At 44.2% G+C, this 18,383-nt stretch carries 20 protein-coding genes; 12 read left to right on the top strand and 8 right to left on the bottom strand.

What is annotated here, in order from left to right:
• The first annotated feature begins 28 nt into the window (after positions 1 to 28).
• The 4 genes from ACXABW_RS13100 to ACXABW_RS13115 all read left to right on the top strand — a co-directional run bounded on the left by ACXABW_RS13100 (position 29) and on the right by ACXABW_RS13115 (position 3,230).
• On the top strand, positions 29 to 1,033 hold the full coding sequence (locus ACXABW_RS13100; RefSeq protein ID WP_457523057.1) for an ornithine carbamoyltransferase: 1,005 nt from the start codon (positions 29 to 31) through the stop codon (positions 1,031 to 1,033).
• Positions 1,034 to 1,297: 264 nt separating this feature from the next.
• On the top strand, positions 1,298 to 2,227 hold the full coding sequence (gene pyrB, locus ACXABW_RS13105) for an aspartate carbamoyltransferase (protein WP_265686852.1): 930 nt from the start codon (positions 1,298 to 1,300) through the stop codon (positions 2,225 to 2,227).
• 13 nt (positions 2,228 to 2,240) lie between these two features.
• Positions 2,241 to 2,702 carry an aspartate carbamoyltransferase regulatory subunit gene (pyrI, locus tag ACXABW_RS13110; protein ID WP_252028332.1) on the top strand — a complete coding sequence of 154 codons (462 nt, stop codon included), beginning with the start codon at positions 2,241 to 2,243 and terminating at the stop codon, positions 2,700 to 2,702.
• Positions 2,703 to 2,840: 138 nt separating this feature from the next.
• Entirely contained in the window at positions 2,841 to 3,230 is a 390-nt protein-coding gene (locus tag ACXABW_RS13115; RefSeq protein WP_252028334.1) for a RidA family protein, read from the top strand.
• A 66-nt stretch (positions 3,231 to 3,296) separates the two neighbouring features.
• Here ACXABW_RS13115 and djlA read toward each other — a convergent pair whose 3' ends face one another.
• On the bottom strand, positions 3,297 to 4,154 hold the full coding sequence (djlA, locus tag ACXABW_RS13120) for a co-chaperone DjlA (protein WP_457523059.1): 858 nt from the start codon (positions 4,152 to 4,154) through the stop codon (positions 3,297 to 3,299).
• A 146-nt stretch (positions 4,155 to 4,300) separates the two neighbouring features.
• Here djlA and lptD point away from each other — a divergent pair, with 146 nt between their 5' ends.
• The 6 genes from lptD (at position 4,301) to apaH (ending at position 11,153) form a co-directional block, all read left to right on the top strand.
• Entirely contained in the window at positions 4,301 to 6,655 is a 2,355-nt protein-coding gene (lptD, locus tag ACXABW_RS13125; RefSeq protein ID WP_457523060.1) for an LPS assembly protein LptD, read from the top strand.
• A 68-nt stretch (positions 6,656 to 6,723) separates the two neighbouring features.
• The gene (gene surA, locus ACXABW_RS13130) at positions 6,724 to 8,028 is read left to right on the top strand and encodes a peptidylprolyl isomerase SurA (RefSeq protein ID WP_457523061.1); all 1,305 of its coding nucleotides are present in this window, start codon (positions 6,724 to 6,726) and stop codon (positions 8,026 to 8,028) included.
• Entirely contained in the window at positions 8,018 to 9,010 is a 993-nt protein-coding gene (pdxA, locus tag ACXABW_RS13135; protein WP_457523063.1) for a 4-hydroxythreonine-4-phosphate dehydrogenase PdxA, read from the top strand. Before surA ends, pdxA begins: the two co-directional genes overlap by 11 nt.
• A 28-nt stretch (positions 9,011 to 9,038) precedes the next feature.
• Positions 9,039 to 9,842, top strand: a complete 804-nt coding sequence (rsmA, locus tag ACXABW_RS13140) for a 16S rRNA (adenine(1518)-N(6)/adenine(1519)-N(6))-dimethyltransferase RsmA (RefSeq protein WP_457523065.1) — start codon at positions 9,039 to 9,041, stop codon at positions 9,840 to 9,842.
• Positions 9,843 to 9,931: 89 nt separating this feature from the next.
• Positions 9,932 to 10,312 carry a Co2+/Mg2+ efflux protein ApaG gene (gene apaG / locus ACXABW_RS13145; RefSeq protein ID WP_457523066.1) on the top strand — a complete coding sequence of 127 codons (381 nt, stop codon included), beginning with the start codon at positions 9,932 to 9,934 and terminating at the stop codon, positions 10,310 to 10,312.
• 28 nt (positions 10,313 to 10,340) lie between these two features.
• Positions 10,341 to 11,153 carry a bis(5'-nucleosyl)-tetraphosphatase (symmetrical) ApaH gene (gene apaH / locus ACXABW_RS13150; protein WP_457523068.1) on the top strand — a complete coding sequence of 271 codons (813 nt, stop codon included), beginning with the start codon at positions 10,341 to 10,343 and terminating at the stop codon, positions 11,151 to 11,153.
• Positions 11,154 to 11,228: 75 nt separating this feature from the next.
• Here the strand turns inward: apaH and folA are convergent, their stop codons facing one another.
• The 6 genes from folA to rplU form a co-directional block, all read right to left on the bottom strand.
• Complete coding sequence (gene folA / locus ACXABW_RS13155) at positions 11,229 to 11,708, bottom strand: type 3 dihydrofolate reductase (RefSeq protein WP_457523069.1); 480 nt, start codon at positions 11,706 to 11,708, stop codon at positions 11,229 to 11,231.
• 73 nt (positions 11,709 to 11,781) lie between these two features.
• Positions 11,782 to 12,258: a threonine/serine exporter family protein gene (locus ACXABW_RS13160; protein WP_457523071.1), complete on the bottom strand. Its 477-nt coding sequence runs from the start codon at positions 12,256 to 12,258 to the stop codon at positions 11,782 to 11,784.
• 2 nt (positions 12,259 to 12,260) lie between these two features.
• Complete coding sequence (locus ACXABW_RS13165) at positions 12,261 to 13,025, bottom strand: threonine/serine exporter family protein (RefSeq protein WP_457523073.1); 765 nt, start codon at positions 13,023 to 13,025, stop codon at positions 12,261 to 12,263.
• A gap of 126 nt (positions 13,026 to 13,151) precedes the next feature.
• Positions 13,152 to 14,321, bottom strand: coding sequence for an Obg family GTPase CgtA (gene cgtA / locus ACXABW_RS13170; RefSeq protein WP_252028355.1), 1,170 nt, complete (start codon positions 14,319 to 14,321; stop codon positions 13,152 to 13,154).
• Positions 14,322 to 14,581: 260 nt separating this feature from the next.
• The gene (rpmA, locus tag ACXABW_RS13175; RefSeq protein ID WP_004409945.1) at positions 14,582 to 14,839 is read right to left on the bottom strand and encodes a 50S ribosomal protein L27; all 258 of its coding nucleotides are present in this window, start codon (positions 14,837 to 14,839) and stop codon (positions 14,582 to 14,584) included.
• Between the two features lie 20 nt (positions 14,840 to 14,859).
• Positions 14,860 to 15,171, bottom strand: a complete 312-nt coding sequence (rplU, locus tag ACXABW_RS13180; protein ID WP_117235792.1) for a 50S ribosomal protein L21 — start codon at positions 15,169 to 15,171, stop codon at positions 14,860 to 14,862.
• A gap of 271 nt (positions 15,172 to 15,442) precedes the next feature.
• Here rplU and ispB point away from each other — a divergent pair, with 271 nt between their 5' ends.
• Positions 15,443 to 16,414 carry an octaprenyl diphosphate synthase gene (ispB, locus tag ACXABW_RS13185; protein WP_252028357.1) on the top strand — a complete coding sequence of 324 codons (972 nt, stop codon included), beginning with the start codon at positions 15,443 to 15,445 and terminating at the stop codon, positions 16,412 to 16,414.
• A 119-nt stretch (positions 16,415 to 16,533) separates the two neighbouring features.
• Here the strand turns inward: ispB and mdh are convergent, their stop codons facing one another.
• Positions 16,534 to 17,469: a malate dehydrogenase gene (gene mdh, locus ACXABW_RS13190; RefSeq protein WP_252028359.1), complete on the bottom strand. Its 936-nt coding sequence runs from the start codon at positions 17,467 to 17,469 to the stop codon at positions 16,534 to 16,536.
• A gap of 327 nt (positions 17,470 to 17,796) precedes the next feature.
• On the opposite strand from mdh, the gene argR reads away from it, so the two are divergent.
• Positions 17,797 to 18,267, top strand: coding sequence for a transcriptional regulator ArgR (argR, locus tag ACXABW_RS13195; protein ID WP_252028360.1), 471 nt, complete (start codon positions 17,797 to 17,799; stop codon positions 18,265 to 18,267).
• Positions 18,268 to 18,383: the final 116 nt, after the last annotated feature.

Below are 18,383 nucleotides of genomic sequence, written 5' to 3' on the forward strand. Positions count from 1 at the left end.
TCACGAATGAACATTCAAGGACTGGAGTATGGCCTTTAATCTACGTAACAGAAACTTCCTCAAACTACTTGATTTCACTCCAAAAGAGATCCAGTTTTTACTCGACCTATCTGCAGACCTGAAAAAAGCAAAATATGCAGGTACAGAGCAGAAGAAGTTGGTAGGTAAAAACATCGCCCTTATCTTTGAAAAAGCGTCCACTCGTACCCGGTGTGCATTTGAAGTCGCCGCTTTTGATCAAGGTGCACAAGTTTCTTACATTGGTCCGTCCGGCTCACAAATTGGGGCGAAAGAGTCAATGAAGGACACCGCCCGTGTCCTTGGAAGAATGTACGATGGCATCGAATACCGCGGTTTTGGTCAAGAGATCGTTGAAGAACTCGGTGAACATGCTGGCGTGCCGGTCTGGAATGGTTTAACTAATGAGTTCCACCCGACCCAGATTTTGGCCGATTTCCTCACTATGTTGGAACACGGCAGAGGAAAACAGCTACACCAAATCACCTTTGCCTATCTTGGTGATGCCCGTAACAATATGGGGAATTCATTGCTGGTTGGTGCCGCCAAAATGGGGATGGATATCCGCTTAGTTGCGCCAAAGGCATTTTGGCCGGAACAAAACTTGGTTGAGACCTGCCAAACAATCGCACAGCAAACCGGTGCAAAAATCACTCTTACAGAAAACGTAGAGGAAGGTGTGAAAGGCTGCGATTACTTGTATACCGATGTATGGGTATCCATGGGGGAAGCGCCAGAAGCATGGGATGAACGCGTCGCATTGATGACGCCTTACCAAGTCAACATAGATACACTTAAGAAAACGGGTAATCCTCAAGTCAAATTCATGCATTGCTTACCCGCTTTCCACGATGCCGAAACGACTATCGGTAAGCAAGTCGCAGAAAAATACGGTATGACCGGGTTAGAAGTGACTGACGAAGTGTTTGAGTCTGAACACTCAATTGTATTCGACGAAGCAGAAAACCGTATGCACACAATAAAAGCGGTTATGGTCGCCACACTAGGGCAGTAATCCGTCTTAATTGCACAGATTAAAAGCTTGATGTAATCGCTTGCGCTCACAAAAGTTAAGCGTATAATGCTCGGCAATTTGTCTGAGGGTTATGAAATGGCATTACGCATTGCACACTCTAAAATGCGACTTTCTCACACTAAGCAAACGCTGAATAAGCACTGCTTACTGGCTGCCACTTTTTGTAACTTTTTCAATTTTTAAAGCCTCCCTTATTGGGGGGCTTTTTTATTGCATTACGTAAATTAGATAGGGAAGAAGAATATGGCTAATTCGCTTTATCAAAAGCACATCATCTCTATTCCAGAGCTCTCACGCGACGAGCTGGAACTGATTGTCGATACCGCTGGGCAACTCAAAGCGCAACCAAACCCAGAGCTGATTAAAAACAAAGTGATTGCGAGCTGCTTCTTCGAGCCGTCGACTCGAACTCGCCTATCGTTTGAAACGGCAATTCAACGTATTGGTGGCGATGTCATAGGTTTCGATAGCGGTGGCAACACATCTCTGGCTAAGAAAGGGGAAACACTAGCGGATTCAGTCCAAGTTATCTCTTCTTACGTTGATGCTTTCGTGATGCGCCACCCACAAGAAGGCGCGGCTCGTTTAGCTTCAGAGTTTTCAAATGGTGTTCCGGTAATTAACGCTGGTGACGGTGCTAACCAACATCCTACCCAAACGTTACTTGACCTATTTTCTATCGCCGAAACTCAAGGTCGTTTAGACAACCTGAACGTCGCGTTTGTTGGTGACTTGAAATATGGCCGCACGGTTCACTCTTTGACTCAGGCTCTGGCGAAATTCGACAATGTTCGCTTTTTCTTTATCGCCCCTGAAGCACTGGCTATGCCAGATTACATTCTAGAAGAGCTTGATGAAGCCGGTATTGAGTACAGCCTTCATACAGATATGGAAACTGTGATTCCAGAGCTAGATGTTCTGTATATGACTCGTGTTCAAAAAGAACGCTTTGATGAATCAGAATACGCTCACATTAAGTCTGCGTATATTTTGACAGCAGCTCTACTGGAAGGGGCAAGAAGCAATCTTAAAGTGCTTCATCCACTACCACGTGTTGATGAAATCACCACCGATGTCGATAAAACACCTCACGCATATTACTTCGAGCAAGCTGAGAACGGGGTCTATGCTCGCGAAGCACTACTTGCACTCGTGCTAAATGAATCACTGTAAGGGAGAGATGGACATGAACAAAGAAACCCAATTACAAGTTGAAGCGATTAAAAATGGCACAGTGATCGACCATATCCCAGCGCATGTGGGGATTAAAGTGCTGAAGCTATTTGATATGCATAACTCGCATCAAAGGGTCACTGTAGGATTAAACCTTCCCTCCTCTGCTCTGGGCGCCAAAGACCTGCTTAAGATTGAAAATGTGTTCATCAATGAAGAGCAAGCCAACAAGTTAGCCTTATATGCACCACATGCGACCGTTAACCAAATTGAAGAATATCATGTCGTTAAAAAGCTGGCGTTGGAACTTCCAGAGCAGATCAATGATGTATTTGAATGTCCAAACAGCAACTGCATTACCCACAATGAACCTGTAGAAAGTAGCTTCAAGGTATTCGAAAAGAAAGAAGATATCCGTTTGAAATGCAAGTACTGCGAAAAAGTCTTCTCACGTGAGATTGTGACAGAACGTTAGAGCACCGAGAACTAAGATTAGGAATAATCTTAAATAATTCAATACCTCGCTATGCGGGGTATTTTGCTCTTTACCTCTTGGGTATTTGTCGGCACACTGAGTGCCTGATTTTCCCCTATAACTAGATGGAACATAACAATGACCAAAGTACTTCACACAGACTCAGCGCCTGCTGCTATCGGCCCTTACATCCAAGGTGTAGACCTAGGCAATATGGTTCTTACATCAGGCCAAATTCCTGTAGACCCAGCAACAGGTGAAGTATCAGAAGACATCGCCGAGCAAGCACGTCAATCTCTCGATAATGTAAAAGCCGTTGTAGAGGCGTCTGGCCTAACCGTTTCTGACATTGTAAAGATGACGGTATTCGTAAAAGATCTAAACGATTTTGGTACAGTAAACGAAGTGTATGGTAAGTTTTTTGACGAGCACAATGTTGCTCATTACCCTGCTCGCTCATGTGTAGAAGTGGCTCGTTTACCTAAAGATGTCGGTATCGAAATTGAAGCGATTGCTGTTCGTAAATAGCACCCCAATTAAATAAAAAAGGCGAGCTAGAGCTCGCCTTTTTTGAGGTTATTACCACAGCATTTTTTATTTAAACCCTTTGACCTTTTTAATCAGGTCGTAAGCGTTTTGGATTTCCTGCGATTTTTCTTTTGCAACATTCATCATTTCTGGTGGCAAGCCTTTCGCCATCAGCTTATCGGGGTGATGCTCGTTCATCAGCTTGCGATACGCACGCTTGATTTCTTTACTCTCTGCACTTTCACTTACACCTAATACATCGTAAGCATCTGCTAAATGATCGGTTTGACTTGCTTGTTGCCAACTGCCAGATTGCTGATGCCCGCCTCCAGCCTGACCACTAAATCCGCCACCTTGCTGGAAGCGAAATGCTGCTTCTTGCATTCTTAGTCTGCGCTCCAGTTGGTCTGAAGAAAACCCTAAACCACGGGCAATCTTATGTAATACATTGCGCTCACTTGGGTGAACATCTCCATCTGCAAACGCAGCCGAGATTTGTAGTTCAAGGAAGAACTGCATCAAGTCAAAGCGACCACCAGATGAAATGCGAACACGCTCCAATACCTCTTCTAAAGGAAAACCTGAATCTTTACCTTCGCGAAATGCATCTTGCGCCGCCTTACGTTGCGCTCCATGCAGATTCATTCGCTCCATCATAGTGGTAGCAAGTTGAATCTCCTGCTGGGTCACCTGCCCTTTTGCCTTAGCAACATGCCCCATGACGGCAAAGGCGGCTTTAAAAAATTCTTCTTGTCGCTCAGCCTGGCTAGGGCCACTACCAAAGCCACTGGTTTTGAACCCTGCCTGATTTAAACGGCGCGCTTTATCAAATTGGTGACCTAGGAATAAACCGAATACTGCCCCAAGAGGTCCCCCAAATAAGAATCCAAAAAAAGCGCCAAGAATTTTGCCAAAAATATGCATTATGTGCTCTCAATCTGTGAATTTTTTAGTCGTTAAGCGGTCTGATAGTGCCGGAAGCCAGAAATTCCTTTATGATAACAGTCGTTATATTCACATTCGGTCTCCATTCACCGGATAAATCAAGTTAAACAGGATAGTACAACTCGATGTCACGTTTTTCCCGCACTTTGCTTGCTGCTTCAATCAGTGCTGCTCTTTTTGTGCCTCAGACTCAAGCTGAAGACGTATTAGATGACACTCTATCAGACGATAGTGTGCAGGAACTGCCTGCTATAGATCAATGTTTGATCCACGAACCAGAAGCAGAAAATGCCAACGAACTGCCAATCAATGTCGAGGCAGACTCCTTGGAAGCCATCAACGGTGAGCGAGCAACATACACAGGTAACGTTGTCGTCGTGCAAGGTAAAAAACGCATCAAAGCGGACACTGTTACTCTTCATCAACAGGACAATGTGGTCGTCGCAGAAGGCAACGTCAACATGAGTGATGGCGAAATCAAAACGATTTCTAATAAAGCCACTAACCATCTTGATACTGACTTTATGTCGATGGAAGACACTGAATATAGCTTTTTGTGTGAGCCTGGCCGTGGTGAAGCGGTTTATATTGCTAAAACAGGCAAAGCCGTTTATGAGATCGAAGACGGTTCAATTACATCATGCCCTGTAGGCAATAATGCTTGGCGTATGCGCGCTTCCAGTATTGATGTAGACCAAAATGAAGAAGTAGCTACCTTCTACAACCCACGTTTTGAAATTCAGAATATACCCGTTTTTTATCTCCCTTGGTTAACCGTTCCAATTGGTGATACCCGTAAGACAGGTTTCCTCTACCCAACAGTCTCATATGGTTCAAGTGACGGCTTTGAGATGGAGGTACCTATATATTGGAACCTAACACCAAACTACGATCTTGAAACCACGTTTAAGTATATGCAGGAACGCGGCACTCAAGTTGATAGTGAGTTTCGCTACTTGTCCAGATTTGGTTCAGGTAACATTAAGTCTGAATATTTATCCGATGATAAAAAATACCCTGAATATGGTGACCGCTGGGGAGTTCAATATCAACATGGTGGTGTATTTAAAGGCTCATGGAAATTTGAAATCGACTACTCTAAAGTCAGTGATATTCGCTACTTCTCTGATTTAGATTCAAATATCGGTAACCGTGAAGATGGTCAACTTCTTCAAGAGGCACAAGCAACCTATCGTTCAAAAGACTGGGATGCTTCAGTTATGTTCAGAGATTTTCAAGTCCTTTCAGCAAATAGCTACCCTTACCGTTTGATGCCACAAGTAGAATTCAATTACTACTCTCCCGAGTTAATGCGCTACTTAGACTTTGATCTCACCAGTCATATTTCTCGCTTTGAGACAGATGACGAGCATAAGCCGTCTGCCACTCGTGTTCACGTTGAACCGGGGTTAACCGTTCCTTTAGCTAATACATGGGGTACATGGACGACTGAAGCTAGAGTGTTAGGTACATATTATCAACAAGATTTGGACGGTCTGAACCTAAGCTCTTCAACTTACGATGACTTGAATTTGAAAGAGTCCGTTACACGTGTAATTCCAGAGTTTAGAAGTCATGCAGGCGTTGTACTCGAACGCGATACGACTTGGCTTGACGGCTATACACAAACGCTAGAACCTCAGGTTCAATATTTGTATGTCCCAGAAGAAGATCAAAGTGACATCTACTTTTATGATACAACGGTATTGCAAACGGATTACTACGGGTTATTCCGCAGCCGTAAATACAGTGGTGTCGATCGAATTGCAGCAGCGAATCAGTTCAGCTATGGCGCTTCTTCACGCTTCTTTGACGATGGTTATAAAGAAAGACTGAATATCTCTTTTGGCCAAATCATCTACTTAGATACCTCCAACCGAGTCGATAGCAATATTGATACTCCATCCAATTACTCCGCCTGGGCAGTAGAGATGGATTTCAACTATGACGACTCTTGGTTCTACCATGGTGGTATTCAGTACGATATTGATTCGAGTGAAGTGCAACTTGGGAACAGTACGCTAGAATATCGATTTAGCGATGGCTATATTCAAACTAACTATCGCTATGTAACTAAGGACTATATAGAAAACACTGTCGACTTAAATACTGATAATATTACAGTAGACGGTATTTCTCAGCTCGGTTTATTAGGCCGATATCAAATAACACCTAAGTGGAATGCCAGAGCTCAATATTTTTATGACTTAACGACACAAGAAAACCTAGAATGGCTTGCTAATCTATCGTATCGCTCAGACTGCTGGTATGTAGGGTTTACCTACAGTAACCAACTAAGAAGTTGGGATGATAAATTTGCAGACTACCCTAACGCCACACCAGTATATGAAAATAACTTTAGCATAAACTTTGGCATTATTGGCTTTGGTACTAGTATCGGCTCAGATTCTAGTGCTGCTGGTGCCAGCAATGCCGGAAACTCTCTCAAGTACGGCCGACCATTCTTCTTAAATAACTAATTGGTAGTCAAAAAATGATTTACTGAAAGACCAGTGTAATTACTGGTCTGAGATTAACAGGACAAACAATGAAACTGTGGACTAAGACTCTACTCAGCGTAATTACTGCACTCAGCACATTTTCACTAATGGCGGAGCCTGTCGAGCTGGATAAAGTAGCCGTGATCGTCAATGAAGGCGTTATCCTTCAAAGTGATATCGATACGGCATACAAAACCCTAAAGGCCAATGCCAAAGACAACGGCCAAGCGCTTCCTGAAGAAGATGTTCTACGCGAACAAGTTTTGGAGAAGCTGATTATCGATACCATTCAGCAACAAGAAGCAGAGCGTATCGGTGTACGTATCGACGATAACCGCCTTAACGACGCGATTGCCGAGATAGCAGAAAACAATAAGCAAACTATAGAGCAGTTGACCGCTTCAGTGGCAGCTGAAGGCTTAACGTATTCTGCTTTTCGTGAACAAGTAAGAAAAGAGATCGCAGCAAGTGAAGCTCGCAATGCGCTCGTTCGTCGTCGCATTAATATTTTGCCGGCCGAAGTTGATAACTTGGCAGATATTTTAGCGCAAGAAACCAATGCCACGGTTCAGTACAAAGTGGGCCATATTCAACTCCGTTTCAACGACACTCAAGATAAATCAGAAGTTGAAGCGCAAGCCAAAGAGTTAGTGGAAAAACTTAACAACGGCGCTGATTTCAGCACTATGGCTTACTCCTATTCGAAAGGCCCAAAAGCACTACAAGGTGGTGATTGGGGTTGGATGCGCAAAGAAGAGATGCCTACCATCTTTGCCGACCAAATTAAGCTGCAAAACAAAGGCAGTATTATTGGCCCATTTAGAAGTGGTGTCGGCTTCCACATCCTAAAAATTGAAGATGTGAAAGGCTTAGAAACTGTTGCAGTAACAGAGGTCAATGCTCGTCACATCTTGATTAAGCCTACCGTTATTCTGAGTGACGAAGGCGCTCAGAGCCAGTTGAAAGAATACACCCGCCGTATTAATGCCGGAGAAGCAACGTTTGCGGAGCTAGCTCAGCAACATAGCCAAGACCCTGGCTCAGCAGCTCAAGACGGTGAGCTAGGCTACCAAACGCCTGATCTCTATGTACCAGAGTTCAAACATCAAGTTGAGACTCTGCCACTAGGCCAAATCAGTGAACCATTTAAAACCGTTCACGGCTGGCACATCGTTGAAGTTCTCGATAGACGCGAAGTAGACCGTACCGATTCGGCTCTGAAGAACAAAGCTTACCGAATTCTATTTAACCGTAAATTCAACGAAGAAGCCGGAGCTTGGTTGCAAGAGATCAGAGCTAGCGCATTTGTTGAAGTTGTCGAAACTGACGAAGGTGACCAAGATGGCAATTAAACGCATCGTCGTTACTGCCGGTGAACCTGCTGGAATTGGGCCAGACTTAGTGTTGGCTCAATCAGAGCATAATTGGCCTCACCAGTTAGTGGTGTGCGCCGACAAAAACTTACTGGCTGAACGAGCAAAAGTATTGGGTATCGAAGTCGAACTTATCGACTATAACTCAGATCTTCCTGCCGTCGCTCAGAAAGCTGGGTCACTACTCGTTGACCATATTCCACTAGCGAAGCCCGCTATTGCAGGTAAGTTAGACGAAGCCAATGGCCACTACGTATTAAAAACACTAGAAAGAGCAGCTTTAGGCTGTATGAATGGTGAGTTTGATGCTATTGTCACCGGCCCTGTACATAAAGGGGTGATAAATAGAGCCGGCGTTGCCTTTAGCGGCCACACTGAGTTCTTTGCTGAAAAGTCCAATACACCTCTGGTTGTTATGATGTTAGCAACAGAAGGACTAAGAGTCGCTCTGGTCACCACGCACATTCCACTTGCTTATGTTTCTAAAGCAGTGACAGAAGAACGTTTGGAAAAAATCATCGACATCCTTCATACCGACTTGGTTGAGAAGTTTGCGATAGAGAAACCAACTATCTATGTGTGTGGACTTAACCCTCATGCAGGTGAAGATGGCTGCTTGGGTAGAGAAGAGATCGAGACCATCACTCCTACATTGGAAAAAATTCGTCAAGAAGCTGGCTATAATCTAGTTGGCCCGCTTCCAGCCGACACCATCTTTAATGAGAAATATCTGCAGGAAGCCGATGCCGTTTTAGGTATGTATCACGATCAAGTGTTACCGGTACTGAAATACAAAGGCTTTGGGCGCTCTGTCAATATTACTCTGGGTCTACCGTTTATTAGAACATCGGTCGATCACGGAACCGCGCTAGAACTCGCAGGAACGGGCCAAGCGGATACAGGGAGCTTTAAAACTGCACTTACTCATGCAATCGAGTTGGTTGATAAAAAATCCGATTAAATTGCAAAGCACTGAATTCGAGAAAACTATGAGAAATGATGTCCACTTAGGGCACAAAGCGCGTAAACGTTTTGGTCAAAACTTCCTAAACGATCCATATATTATTGATGGAATAGTCTCTTCCATTAACCCAAAGCCGGGGCAGAACCTTGTAGAGATTGGGCCTGGTTTAGGCGCAATAACAGAGCCGGTTGGTAAAGAAGTCGACAAATTTACTGTTATCGAGCTAGACCGTGACCTTGCAGAACGACTGCGTAATCACCCAGATCTTGCTGATAAACTCACCATCCATGAAGGCGATGCAATGCGCTTCGACTTCACTCAACTGGTTAAGCCAAATAATAAACTGCGTATTTTTGGTAACTTACCATACAACATTTCAACACCGTTGATGTTCCACCTGTTCGAGTTTCATAAAGACATCCAAGACATGCACTTTATGCTACAAAAAGAGGTTGTAAACCGACTAGCAGCTGGACCAGGCAGCAAAGCCTATGGACGTCTTACTGTCATGGCACAGTACTACTGTAAGGTCGTACCGGTTCTTGAAGTGCCACCAACGGCATTCGTACCGCCGCCAAAGGTCGACTCTGCGGTAGTTCGCTTAGTACCATACGAAGACTTACCGCACCCAGCGACCAACTTAAAATGGCTAGATCGTGTTTGTCGAGAAGGTTTCAATCAGCGCCGTAAAACGGTTCGTAATTGCTATAAAGGGTTACTTTCAACCGAAGTACTGAAAGAGCTTGGCGTTAATCCAAGTATGCGCCCTGAAAACCTCACACTTGAACAGTTTGTTGCCATGGCCAATTGGCTGGATGCCAACCACTGATAGAATTTAAGTGTTATGTTTCAAGCCTCTAGCATTAATTTGCTAGAGGCTTTATATTTTAAGGACACTTCGTCTGTTTAGGAGTTCTCATGGATGTATCAACCCCTTGTATCAAGATCCAAGTGCATACCAAGTACATACCCGAGCAATCAGATCCGGATAAAAGCCGCTACCTGTTCGCTTACATCATTACCATCAAAAACCTAAGTAACCAAAGCGTTCAACTGATGAGCCGCCGCTGGTTAATCACCGATGCAAACGGCAAACAAATGTCGATAGAGGGAGACGGCGTCGTTGGTCAACAACCTGTCATTCCCGCCAGTGACGAATATACCTACAGCAGTGGTACTGCAATTGAAACTCCCGTCGGCGTTATGCAGGGCCAATACATCATGCTAGATGAATCAAGTAAAGAATTCGTGACCGAAATTGAACCCTTTCGCCTCGCTATTCCGAATGTACTTAACTAATCCAACATAACGTTCCTTAGGAAAAGTCATGGCTAACTATATTGTCGGTGATATTCAAGGTTGTTTTGATGAGCTCCAACTGCTCCTCAAAAAAGCCAACTTTAGTAAAGCAACAGACACGCTATGGTTAGCCGGCGATCTTGTCGCTCGTGGTCCCAAGTCATTAGAAACGCTACGCTTTGTTAAGCAATTAGGCAATTCAGCAAAAGTGGTACTTGGTAATCATGATTTACATCTGATCGCCGTGTCTTTAGGTATCCACAAAGCAAAAGGTAAAGATAAAACCGCAGATATTTTCTCCGCCCCTGATAGCCAAGAGCTGCTGGGTTGGTTAAGACTACAGCCACTGCTGGCAGAGCATGATGATTTTGTCATGTGCCATGCAGGCATATCTCCTCAATGGAACTTATCCACTGCTCGCTCAGCAGCTAAGGAAGTCGAGTCAATACTACAAGGTGAACATTGGCAGTGGTTAATTGAGCAAATGTATAGCAACCAGCCAGACAAATGGAGCGAAGAGCTAACAGGCATCGAACGATATCGCTATACCATTAACGCGTTTACCCGAATGAGGTTTTGTTTTAGTGACGGCAGGTTAGACATGGCGTGTAAGCTTCCCCCTGAGCAAATGAAAAACAATACACTCGTACCTTGGTTTGCTCTTAATGCTCGCCAACCGATTGAAAAGACGATTCTCTTCGGCCACTGGGCGGCTCTGGAAGGTTACAATGGAAGTGATGTTATTGGACTCGATACCGGTTGCGTGTGGGGAGGACATCTCACTATGTTGAGGTGGGAAGACAAGACGTATTTTACTCAAGAAGCCCTCACTACCTCTTAAATAAACATACATAAGCCGCATAAAGAAATGGGGTTGAACGAGGCTTATTAGCCCAACTTCACCCCCATTTACACTTCATCGCTCTAATATAACAAAGTCCATATCGTAGGCATTTTTGTCATCTGCAGAGTAGCTTTCTCGGTGGGTCTCTTTCCAGTTATCTCCCCAACTAGGGAACTGGGTATCTCCGTTAACTTGAAGACTGATATGCGTGAGATAAAGACGATTTGCCTTAGGTAAACATGACTCGTAGATAGAGCCACCGCCAATAATCATCACTTCCTCCACTCCATCAACTAAGCTTAATGCCTGCTCAATCGACGTTGATGTTTCTACTCCATCAATTTTTAATTCAGGATCACGGCTGATAACAATATTCTTCCTACCAGGCAGGGGACGGCCAATTGAATCGTAAGTTTTACGCCCCATTACAACCGGCTTCCCCATTGTGCAACGCTTAAACCAAGCAAAATCTGCAGGCAGGTGCCATGGCATTAGATTGTCTTTACCAATGATACGGTTGTCTGCCATTGCAGCTATCATGCTGATGATCATCCATCAATCCTTTATCTTATAAGTCGAGTTTTCAACTGTTAAGCGATCCGCAGCTTAATAAACCAGCGTATGACTAAACAATTGGTTTGCGACGATAGAATAGCAGCCCTGGCATCGCCAATCCAACCGCTAAGCCTGCGATAATGAACATGGCCTTTAAAAAGTTTTCCATCAAACTTGCTATCAATTCTGGAGCGTAGCCTTGCTGATTGATCTCAACCATCGCTATCATGGCTTTGAATGCAAACACTCCAGGAACCATAGGAATGAGCGCAGCAACGGTAAACACCTTAGGATGAGCCAAAAACTTATGTGACCAGTGAACCCCAATCATGCCTACCAAAGTTGCAGCAAAAAACGTCGCCCATTCGATTGGAATTCCAAAGTGCATCATGACGTATCGACTTCCGTGTCCTATTGCCCCTCCCAAAGCGCAGTAACCCAAGGCTTTATGAGGAACGTTAAACACCAGTGCGAAACCTACCGCAGGAATAGCGGCAAAAAACATGTCATTAGCTAAGCCAACTAATAGAGGTAATATCGTCTCCATACCTAGCTCCACCCCCATACACCAATCACGCTCATCGCGGCGACAATTCCTAAAGATGTCGCTAGAGTGAGCAAGCTGGCCATAACAAAGCGAGCAATACCCATATTGATATAGCCTTTAATCATATCGGCGACAGAATTGATGAGCGGGAAGCCAGGAACTAACATTAATACCGAAGACGCCATCGCCAATGACGGATGATTACCTATCGAAAATACAACAGCTTGTGCTGATATGATGGTCGTTACAAAAGCCGTAATAGAAAAATTTAATAGAGGATTGAAGTGTCGGTGCCCAATTTCTTGCCTTACCACCATGCCAACAGATGAGGCGATAAATGTCATGGTAAACACACCTAAGTCCCCTCCTGCCAGCCGGCTGAATGCAGCACATGACAAGCCAATCATAAACACAACCAACCAGCGATTATAGCGTTCAGGGCTGATTTGATTGAGTTTGGTTTGTGCGAGGGAATAATCAAGAATTCCTTTCTCCATCATGATACAGATCCGTTGGATCTGCGTGATCACTCTCATATTGATACCGCGATCTGGGCTACGGCGAGCAGTGGTAATACAGTGATCTTGATATACCGTCGTCACAACCAATGAACTGGCTGACAATGAAAGCTCCACTTCATCCATTCCAGCAGCAAGTCCTATACGCCTAGAGATGTCGCCAACTAACGTACTTTCTGCACCATGCGCTAATAACATTTGTCCTGATTGAGCAACTAATCGTGAAACTGCTCTCTGTTTTGATGCCATGATTCCTTCCATTCATCCAAATAACTTGGTTATTCTGCCCCAAGCGCTGGTCCCTCAATATGATTTAGATACAAAAAAACCGCAAATACCTGAGTATTTGCGGTTTTTATCAGAGACTAAGAAAACTTAATCACGAACGTAAACAACGTGGCCATCATCTTCTTCGTCATCCCAGTCGTCCCAATCATCATCTTCAGTAACAACATCGGAACCACTCATCGCATCTTTATGGTAGTCATCCCACATAAAGTCGACTTTATCTTCTTCTGCAATCTCTTCTTCTTCACGTGGTAGAGTTTCCATGAAGTCAGCCAACTTATAGCAAAGCTCTTTAGTCCCTTGCTTGTTCACTGCCGAGATCTTGAAATAGTCGCCTTCCCAAGCTAACGCTTCTAAGATCTCTTGGATCTTCGCATCTGCTTCTTCTTCAGGCATCAAGTCCACTTTATTGAACACTAACCAGCGAGGTTTATCGGCCAACTTCTCACTATATTGCTCAAGCTCATCAATAATGGTTAAGGCATTCTGAGCAGGATCCGTCTGATCAATGGGTAAAATATCGATCATGTGTAGCAGAACACGACAACGCTCTAGATGCTTCAAGAATCGAATACCTAAGCCAGCACCGTCTGCCGCACCTTCGATAAGACCTGGAATATCCGCAACAACAAAGCTCTTCTCTGGAACAACACTCACTACACCCAAGCTTGGGATCAGTGTAGTAAACGGGTAGTCTGCCACTTTTGGCTTCGCTGCAGAAACAGAGCGAATGAAAGTCGACTTACCAGCGTTTGGAAGACCAAGCATACCGACATCAGCTAGCAGCAATAGCTCAAGGCGTAGCTCACGCACTTCACCTTTTGTACCTAATGTTTTTTGACGTGGAGCTCGGTTTACTGAAGATTTAAAACGAGTGTTACCTAAGCCGTGCCAACCACCTTTAGCGACCATAAGCTTTTTACCGTGCTCTGCAACTTCGCCAACGATCTCGTTAGTGTGAATATCGACAGCACGAGTACCAACAGGTACACGTAAAACCTTATCTTTACCACGCTTACCGGTACAGTTGCCACCACGACCGTTTTCACCACGCTCAGCAGCATAGAAGCGCTGGAATCGGTAATCAATCAAGGTATTTAGGTTTTCATCAGCGAGAATATAAACATCACCGCCATCACCACCGTCGCCGCCGTCAGGGCCACCCTTGGTAACAAATTTTTCACGCCAAAAGCTAACGACGCCACTACCGCCATCACCGGCTTCTACTTTCACTACCGCTTCATCAACGAATTTCATCTTTTACTCCGCATTGTGTGCGTTGCAATATCACCTATTTAGGATGATATAAATTCTAGCAGATCAGAATTCAAGATCGATCACCTGAGATCTATGACCGTTCTGCAATTGGACCAAATAAGGAGAGACTCTCATGCCCATAGGCAATTGATAATAAAGAGCATCTTCTCATTTGCACTTTTCATAAATAAAAAACCCTGCCAAATCGGCAGGGCTTTTGAATTCAGCTTTAAAGCAAGTTAACTAAGTCAGAGACCTAATTACTCAGCTTCGATGCTAACGAATTTACGGTTTTTAGGACCTTTAACTTCGAACTTCACTTTACCTTCAGTAAGAGCGAATAGAGTATGGTCTTTACCGATACCTACGTTAGTACCAGCGTGGAACTTAGTACCACGTTGACGTACGATGATGTTACCTGCAAGAACAGACTCGCCACCGAAACGCTTAACACCTAGGCGTTTGCTTTCTGAATCGCGGCCGTTACGAGTAGAACCACCAGCTTTTTTGTGTGCCATTGTTAAACTCTCCTAATATCTTAAGCGTTGATGCCAGTGATTTTCACTTCAGTGAACCACTGACGGTGACCTTGCTGCTTACGAGAGTGCTTACGACGACGGAACTTAACGATTTTAACTTTATCGCCACGACCGTGTTGTACTACTTCAGCAGTTACTTTGCCGCCCTCAACAAGAGGTGCGCCAACTGTAATTTCTTCACCGTTAGCAACAAGAAGAACTTTATCAAATTCAACAGTTGCACCAGTTTCAACGTCTAATTTCTCTAAACGAAGAGTTTGACCTTCGCTTACACGGTGTTGTTTACCACCAGATTGGAAAACAGCGTACATATTTTACTCCGCTTTTTCCGCACAGCCTATGCTTATTGTTTGAGCAATTTGGGTGTGCGCTAAACTAATCATCAATAGGGCGCAGATTCTACAGAAAGGATGTCCCTATGACAAGCCATATTTTTAAAAAATTGGCGAAAAGCTAATCGCCAAAGAAAAGTGCCGCAATCATGCCCTTTAGCCATGTATTTATCAACGTTTTTTAGTGTATTATTCAGCAACTAATGAAGATAAGAACACCTTACAGGGTCTAACCTCAGCCGGATTTACAATGGATTTTAAAGCTATCCAAGCGCTTACTGCCGATGACATGGCAAAAGTGAATGAAACAATTCAAGCCCAACTTAACTCTGATGTCACTTTAATCAATCAATTGGGATTCTACATTGTCAGTGGCGGTGGCAAACGCCTTCGCCCTCTTTTAGCCATCCTTTCTGCACGTGCATTAGGTTACAAAGGCGAAGCGCATACCACGGCTGCAGCCTTTATCGAATTCATCCATACAGCAACCTTGTTGCACGACGATGTCGTCGATGAATCAGACATGCGACGCGGCAAAGCCACGGCTAATGCCGCATTTGGTAATGCAGCTAGCGTTTTGGTCGGCGACTTTATCTATACCCGTTCATTTCAGATGATGACTAAGTTAGGATCATTAAGGATCCTTGAGCTTATGAGCGATGCTGTAAACGTCATTGCAGAAGGGGAAGTCCAGCAGTTAATGAACTGTAACGACCCAGATACAACTGAAGAAAGCTACATGCAGGTTATCTACTCCAAGACGGCGCGTTTATTCGAAGCTGCAACGCAAATTGGAGCCATCCTGAATGATGCACCCTCTGAAGTTGAAATCGCACTGCAAAATTACGGTAAGTATTTAGGTACGGCTTTCCAGCTAATCGACGATGTCATGGACTACACCTCCGATGGCGAAGACATGGGTAAGAATGTTGGTGACGACCTAGCAGAAGGCAAGCCTACGCTTCCTCTACTTCACGCCATGCGCAATAGCTCAGGTGAAGCTTCTGCAATGATTAGAGAAGCGATTGAAAAAGCGAATGGAATGGATAAGCTGGAAGAGATTCTCGCAACCATGAAACAAGCAGGTTCTTTGGAATACACCACCAACAAAGCGCTAGAAGAAGCAGATAAAGCAATCGCTGAGTTAGCTATTTTACCTGACTCAGAATACAAGCAAGCGCTTGTCACTTTAGCGCACATTGCAGTAAACCGTACTAAGTAGATATAAATAGTTCGTTAACGCGACATATAACTTCAAGCTTCTCATTGAGCAGAAAACAAAAAAGCTGATCTTTCGATCAGCTTTTTTATTATATAGAGCGTTGTTACTTAAACCATCTGCTATTTAGCAAACTCAACACCGATTTCGATATCACCTTTCAGTGTATCTAACATGCCATCAAGAGCCGCTTTCTCGTAGTCGCTTAGTTCACCGTAGCTAAGGATTGCTTCTGCGCCTTCTTTACCTAGTTTTACTGGCTGTGCGAAGAACGGAGCATGTTCGCCCTCACCTTCAACGTATGCACATTCAATCACATTTTCTTGGCCTTGAAGCGCTTTCACAAGAGCTAAACCGAATCGGCAAGCCGCTTGACCCATAGACAGTGTCGCACTACCGCCACCAGCTTTCGCTTCAACAACTTCAGTACCAGCGTTCTGGATACGTTTGGTTAGAGCTTCGATTTCGTCGGCTGTAAATTCAACACCTTCGACTTGAGACAATAGAGGAAGAATAGTCACACCAGAGTGGCCACCGATAACAGGTACACGAACGTCACCTGGATCTTTATCTTTTAGCTCTGCAACAAACGTTTCTGAGCGGATCACGTCCAGTGTTGTTACACCAAATAGGCGGCGCTTGTCATAAACACCCGCTTTCTTTAGTACTTCAGCCGCGATTGGCACAGTAGTATTCACTGGGTTAGTGATGATACCAACACAAGCTTTTGGACAAACCACGGCAATTTTCTCTGCCAACGATTTAACAATGCCTGCGTTTACGTTAAATAGATCCGCGCGATCCATACCTGGTTTACGAGCTACACCCGCAGAAATCAGAACAACGTCCGCACCGTCTAGCGCTGGAGTTGGATCTTCACCTGCATAACCTTTGATCGAAACAGGAGTTGGGATGTGGCTAAGGTCTGCTGCAACACCTGGCGTTACAGGAGCAATATCATATAGGGCTAAATCTGAACCCGCTGGAAGGCGGTTTTTAAGAAGAAGTGCTAGGGCTTGACCGATGCCACCAGCGGCACCAATAACAGCTACTTTCATTGTAGTTCTCCTTGAGATCTTATCTCTTATAAATGTTTTAGTAGGGTATTCTGTACGCGAATAGGGTAAAAACTATAGTAATCACAACTTGATTACAATCAATTAACGCGCGCTTTGCGACCTCGCGCAAATCAATAAGGACGTGCTACACGAGCAAATGCATTATGTATGAAACACCTTGTTCGACAAAGGTTTAACTAGTAATTTTTCTGTCATTAAAAATAAGTTTACAGTGACCTATTAGACAGAATTCAGTGATAGTTTGGCGATAAGTGCATAGCTATGCGAGAATATTCACTACGGATCTTATAAATAGAAAGAAGAACCATGCGCAATACAGAAAAACAAGATAACTTAGTCCGCGCTTTTAAAGCCCTACTAAAAGAAGAGCGATTTGGCTCTCAAGGCGACATTGTTGATGCTCTTAAAAATGAAGGTTTTGAGAACATTAACCAATCTAAAGTCTCGCGAATGCTGACTAAGTTTGGTGCGGTACGAACACGTAACGCAAAAATGGAAATGGTCTACTGCCTTCCAGCAGAGTTGGGGGTGCCGACCGTCTCTAGTTCACTACGCGAGCTTGTTCTTGATATTGATCGCAACAACGCATTGGTTGTTATCCATACTGGTCCAGGAGCTGCACAACTGATTGCTCGACTACTCGACTCCCTAGGTAAATCCGAAGGCATTCTAGGTGTAGTGGCTGGTGATGATACTATTTTCATTACTCCAACACTGTCAGTGACTACTGAGCAGCTGTTTGAATCTGTGTGCGAACTCTTTGAATACACAGGCTAATTTATCGCATAGCTCAATGGGTTACGTTCACTCATAAACAACGTGACCCACTTCACATCTAAAGAAACTCACCTCTCCGTAAGTGGCAAAAAACAACCGCTTTATAAACAACCACT

This window comes from Vibrio paucivorans, assembly GCF_054053395.1.

What these genes read in the sequence shown, in the direction of transcription:
- ACXABW_RS13100 (WP_457523057.1), top strand. Translation starts at nt 29, where the DNA reads ATGGCCTTTAATCTACGTAACAGAAACTTCCTCAAACTACTTGATTTC.
- pyrB (WP_265686852.1), top strand. Translation starts at nt 1,298, where the DNA reads ATGGCTAATTCGCTTTATCAAAAGCACATCATCTCTATTCCAGAGCTC.
- pyrI (WP_252028332.1), top strand. Translation starts at nt 2,241, where the DNA reads ATGAACAAAGAAACCCAATTACAAGTTGAAGCGATTAAAAATGGCACA.
- ACXABW_RS13115 (WP_252028334.1), top strand. Translation starts at nt 2,841, where the DNA reads ATGACCAAAGTACTTCACACAGACTCAGCGCCTGCTGCTATCGGCCCT.
- djlA (WP_457523059.1), bottom strand. Translation starts at nt 4,154, where the DNA reads ATGCATATTTTTGGCAAAATTCTTGGCGCTTTTTTTGGATTCTTATTT.
- lptD (WP_457523060.1), top strand. Translation starts at nt 4,301, where the DNA reads ATGTCACGTTTTTCCCGCACTTTGCTTGCTGCTTCAATCAGTGCTGCT.
- surA (WP_457523061.1), top strand. Translation starts at nt 6,724, where the DNA reads ATGAAACTGTGGACTAAGACTCTACTCAGCGTAATTACTGCACTCAGC.
- pdxA (WP_457523063.1), top strand. Translation starts at nt 8,018, where the DNA reads ATGGCAATTAAACGCATCGTCGTTACTGCCGGTGAACCTGCTGGAATT.
- rsmA (WP_457523065.1), top strand. Translation starts at nt 9,039, where the DNA reads ATGAGAAATGATGTCCACTTAGGGCACAAAGCGCGTAAACGTTTTGGT.
- apaG (WP_457523066.1), top strand. Translation starts at nt 9,932, where the DNA reads ATGGATGTATCAACCCCTTGTATCAAGATCCAAGTGCATACCAAGTAC.
- apaH (WP_457523068.1), top strand. Translation starts at nt 10,341, where the DNA reads ATGGCTAACTATATTGTCGGTGATATTCAAGGTTGTTTTGATGAGCTC.
- folA (WP_457523069.1), bottom strand. Translation starts at nt 11,708, where the DNA reads ATGATCATCAGCATGATAGCTGCAATGGCAGACAACCGTATCATTGGT.
- ACXABW_RS13160 (WP_457523071.1), bottom strand. Translation starts at nt 12,258, where the DNA reads ATGGAGACGATATTACCTCTATTAGTTGGCTTAGCTAATGACATGTTT.
- ACXABW_RS13165 (WP_457523073.1), bottom strand. Translation starts at nt 13,025, where the DNA reads ATGGCATCAAAACAGAGAGCAGTTTCACGATTAGTTGCTCAATCAGGA.
- cgtA (WP_252028355.1), bottom strand. Translation starts at nt 14,321, where the DNA reads ATGAAATTCGTTGATGAAGCGGTAGTGAAAGTAGAAGCCGGTGATGGC.
- rpmA (WP_004409945.1), bottom strand. Translation starts at nt 14,839, where the DNA reads ATGGCACACAAAAAAGCTGGTGGTTCTACTCGTAACGGCCGCGATTCA.
- rplU (WP_117235792.1), bottom strand. Translation starts at nt 15,171, where the DNA reads ATGTACGCTGTTTTCCAATCTGGTGGTAAACAACACCGTGTAAGCGAA.
- ispB (WP_252028357.1), top strand. Translation starts at nt 15,443, where the DNA reads ATGGATTTTAAAGCTATCCAAGCGCTTACTGCCGATGACATGGCAAAA.
- mdh (WP_252028359.1), bottom strand. Translation starts at nt 17,469, where the DNA reads ATGAAAGTAGCTGTTATTGGTGCCGCTGGTGGCATCGGTCAAGCCCTA.
- argR (WP_252028360.1), top strand. Translation starts at nt 17,797, where the DNA reads ATGCGCAATACAGAAAAACAAGATAACTTAGTCCGCGCTTTTAAAGCC.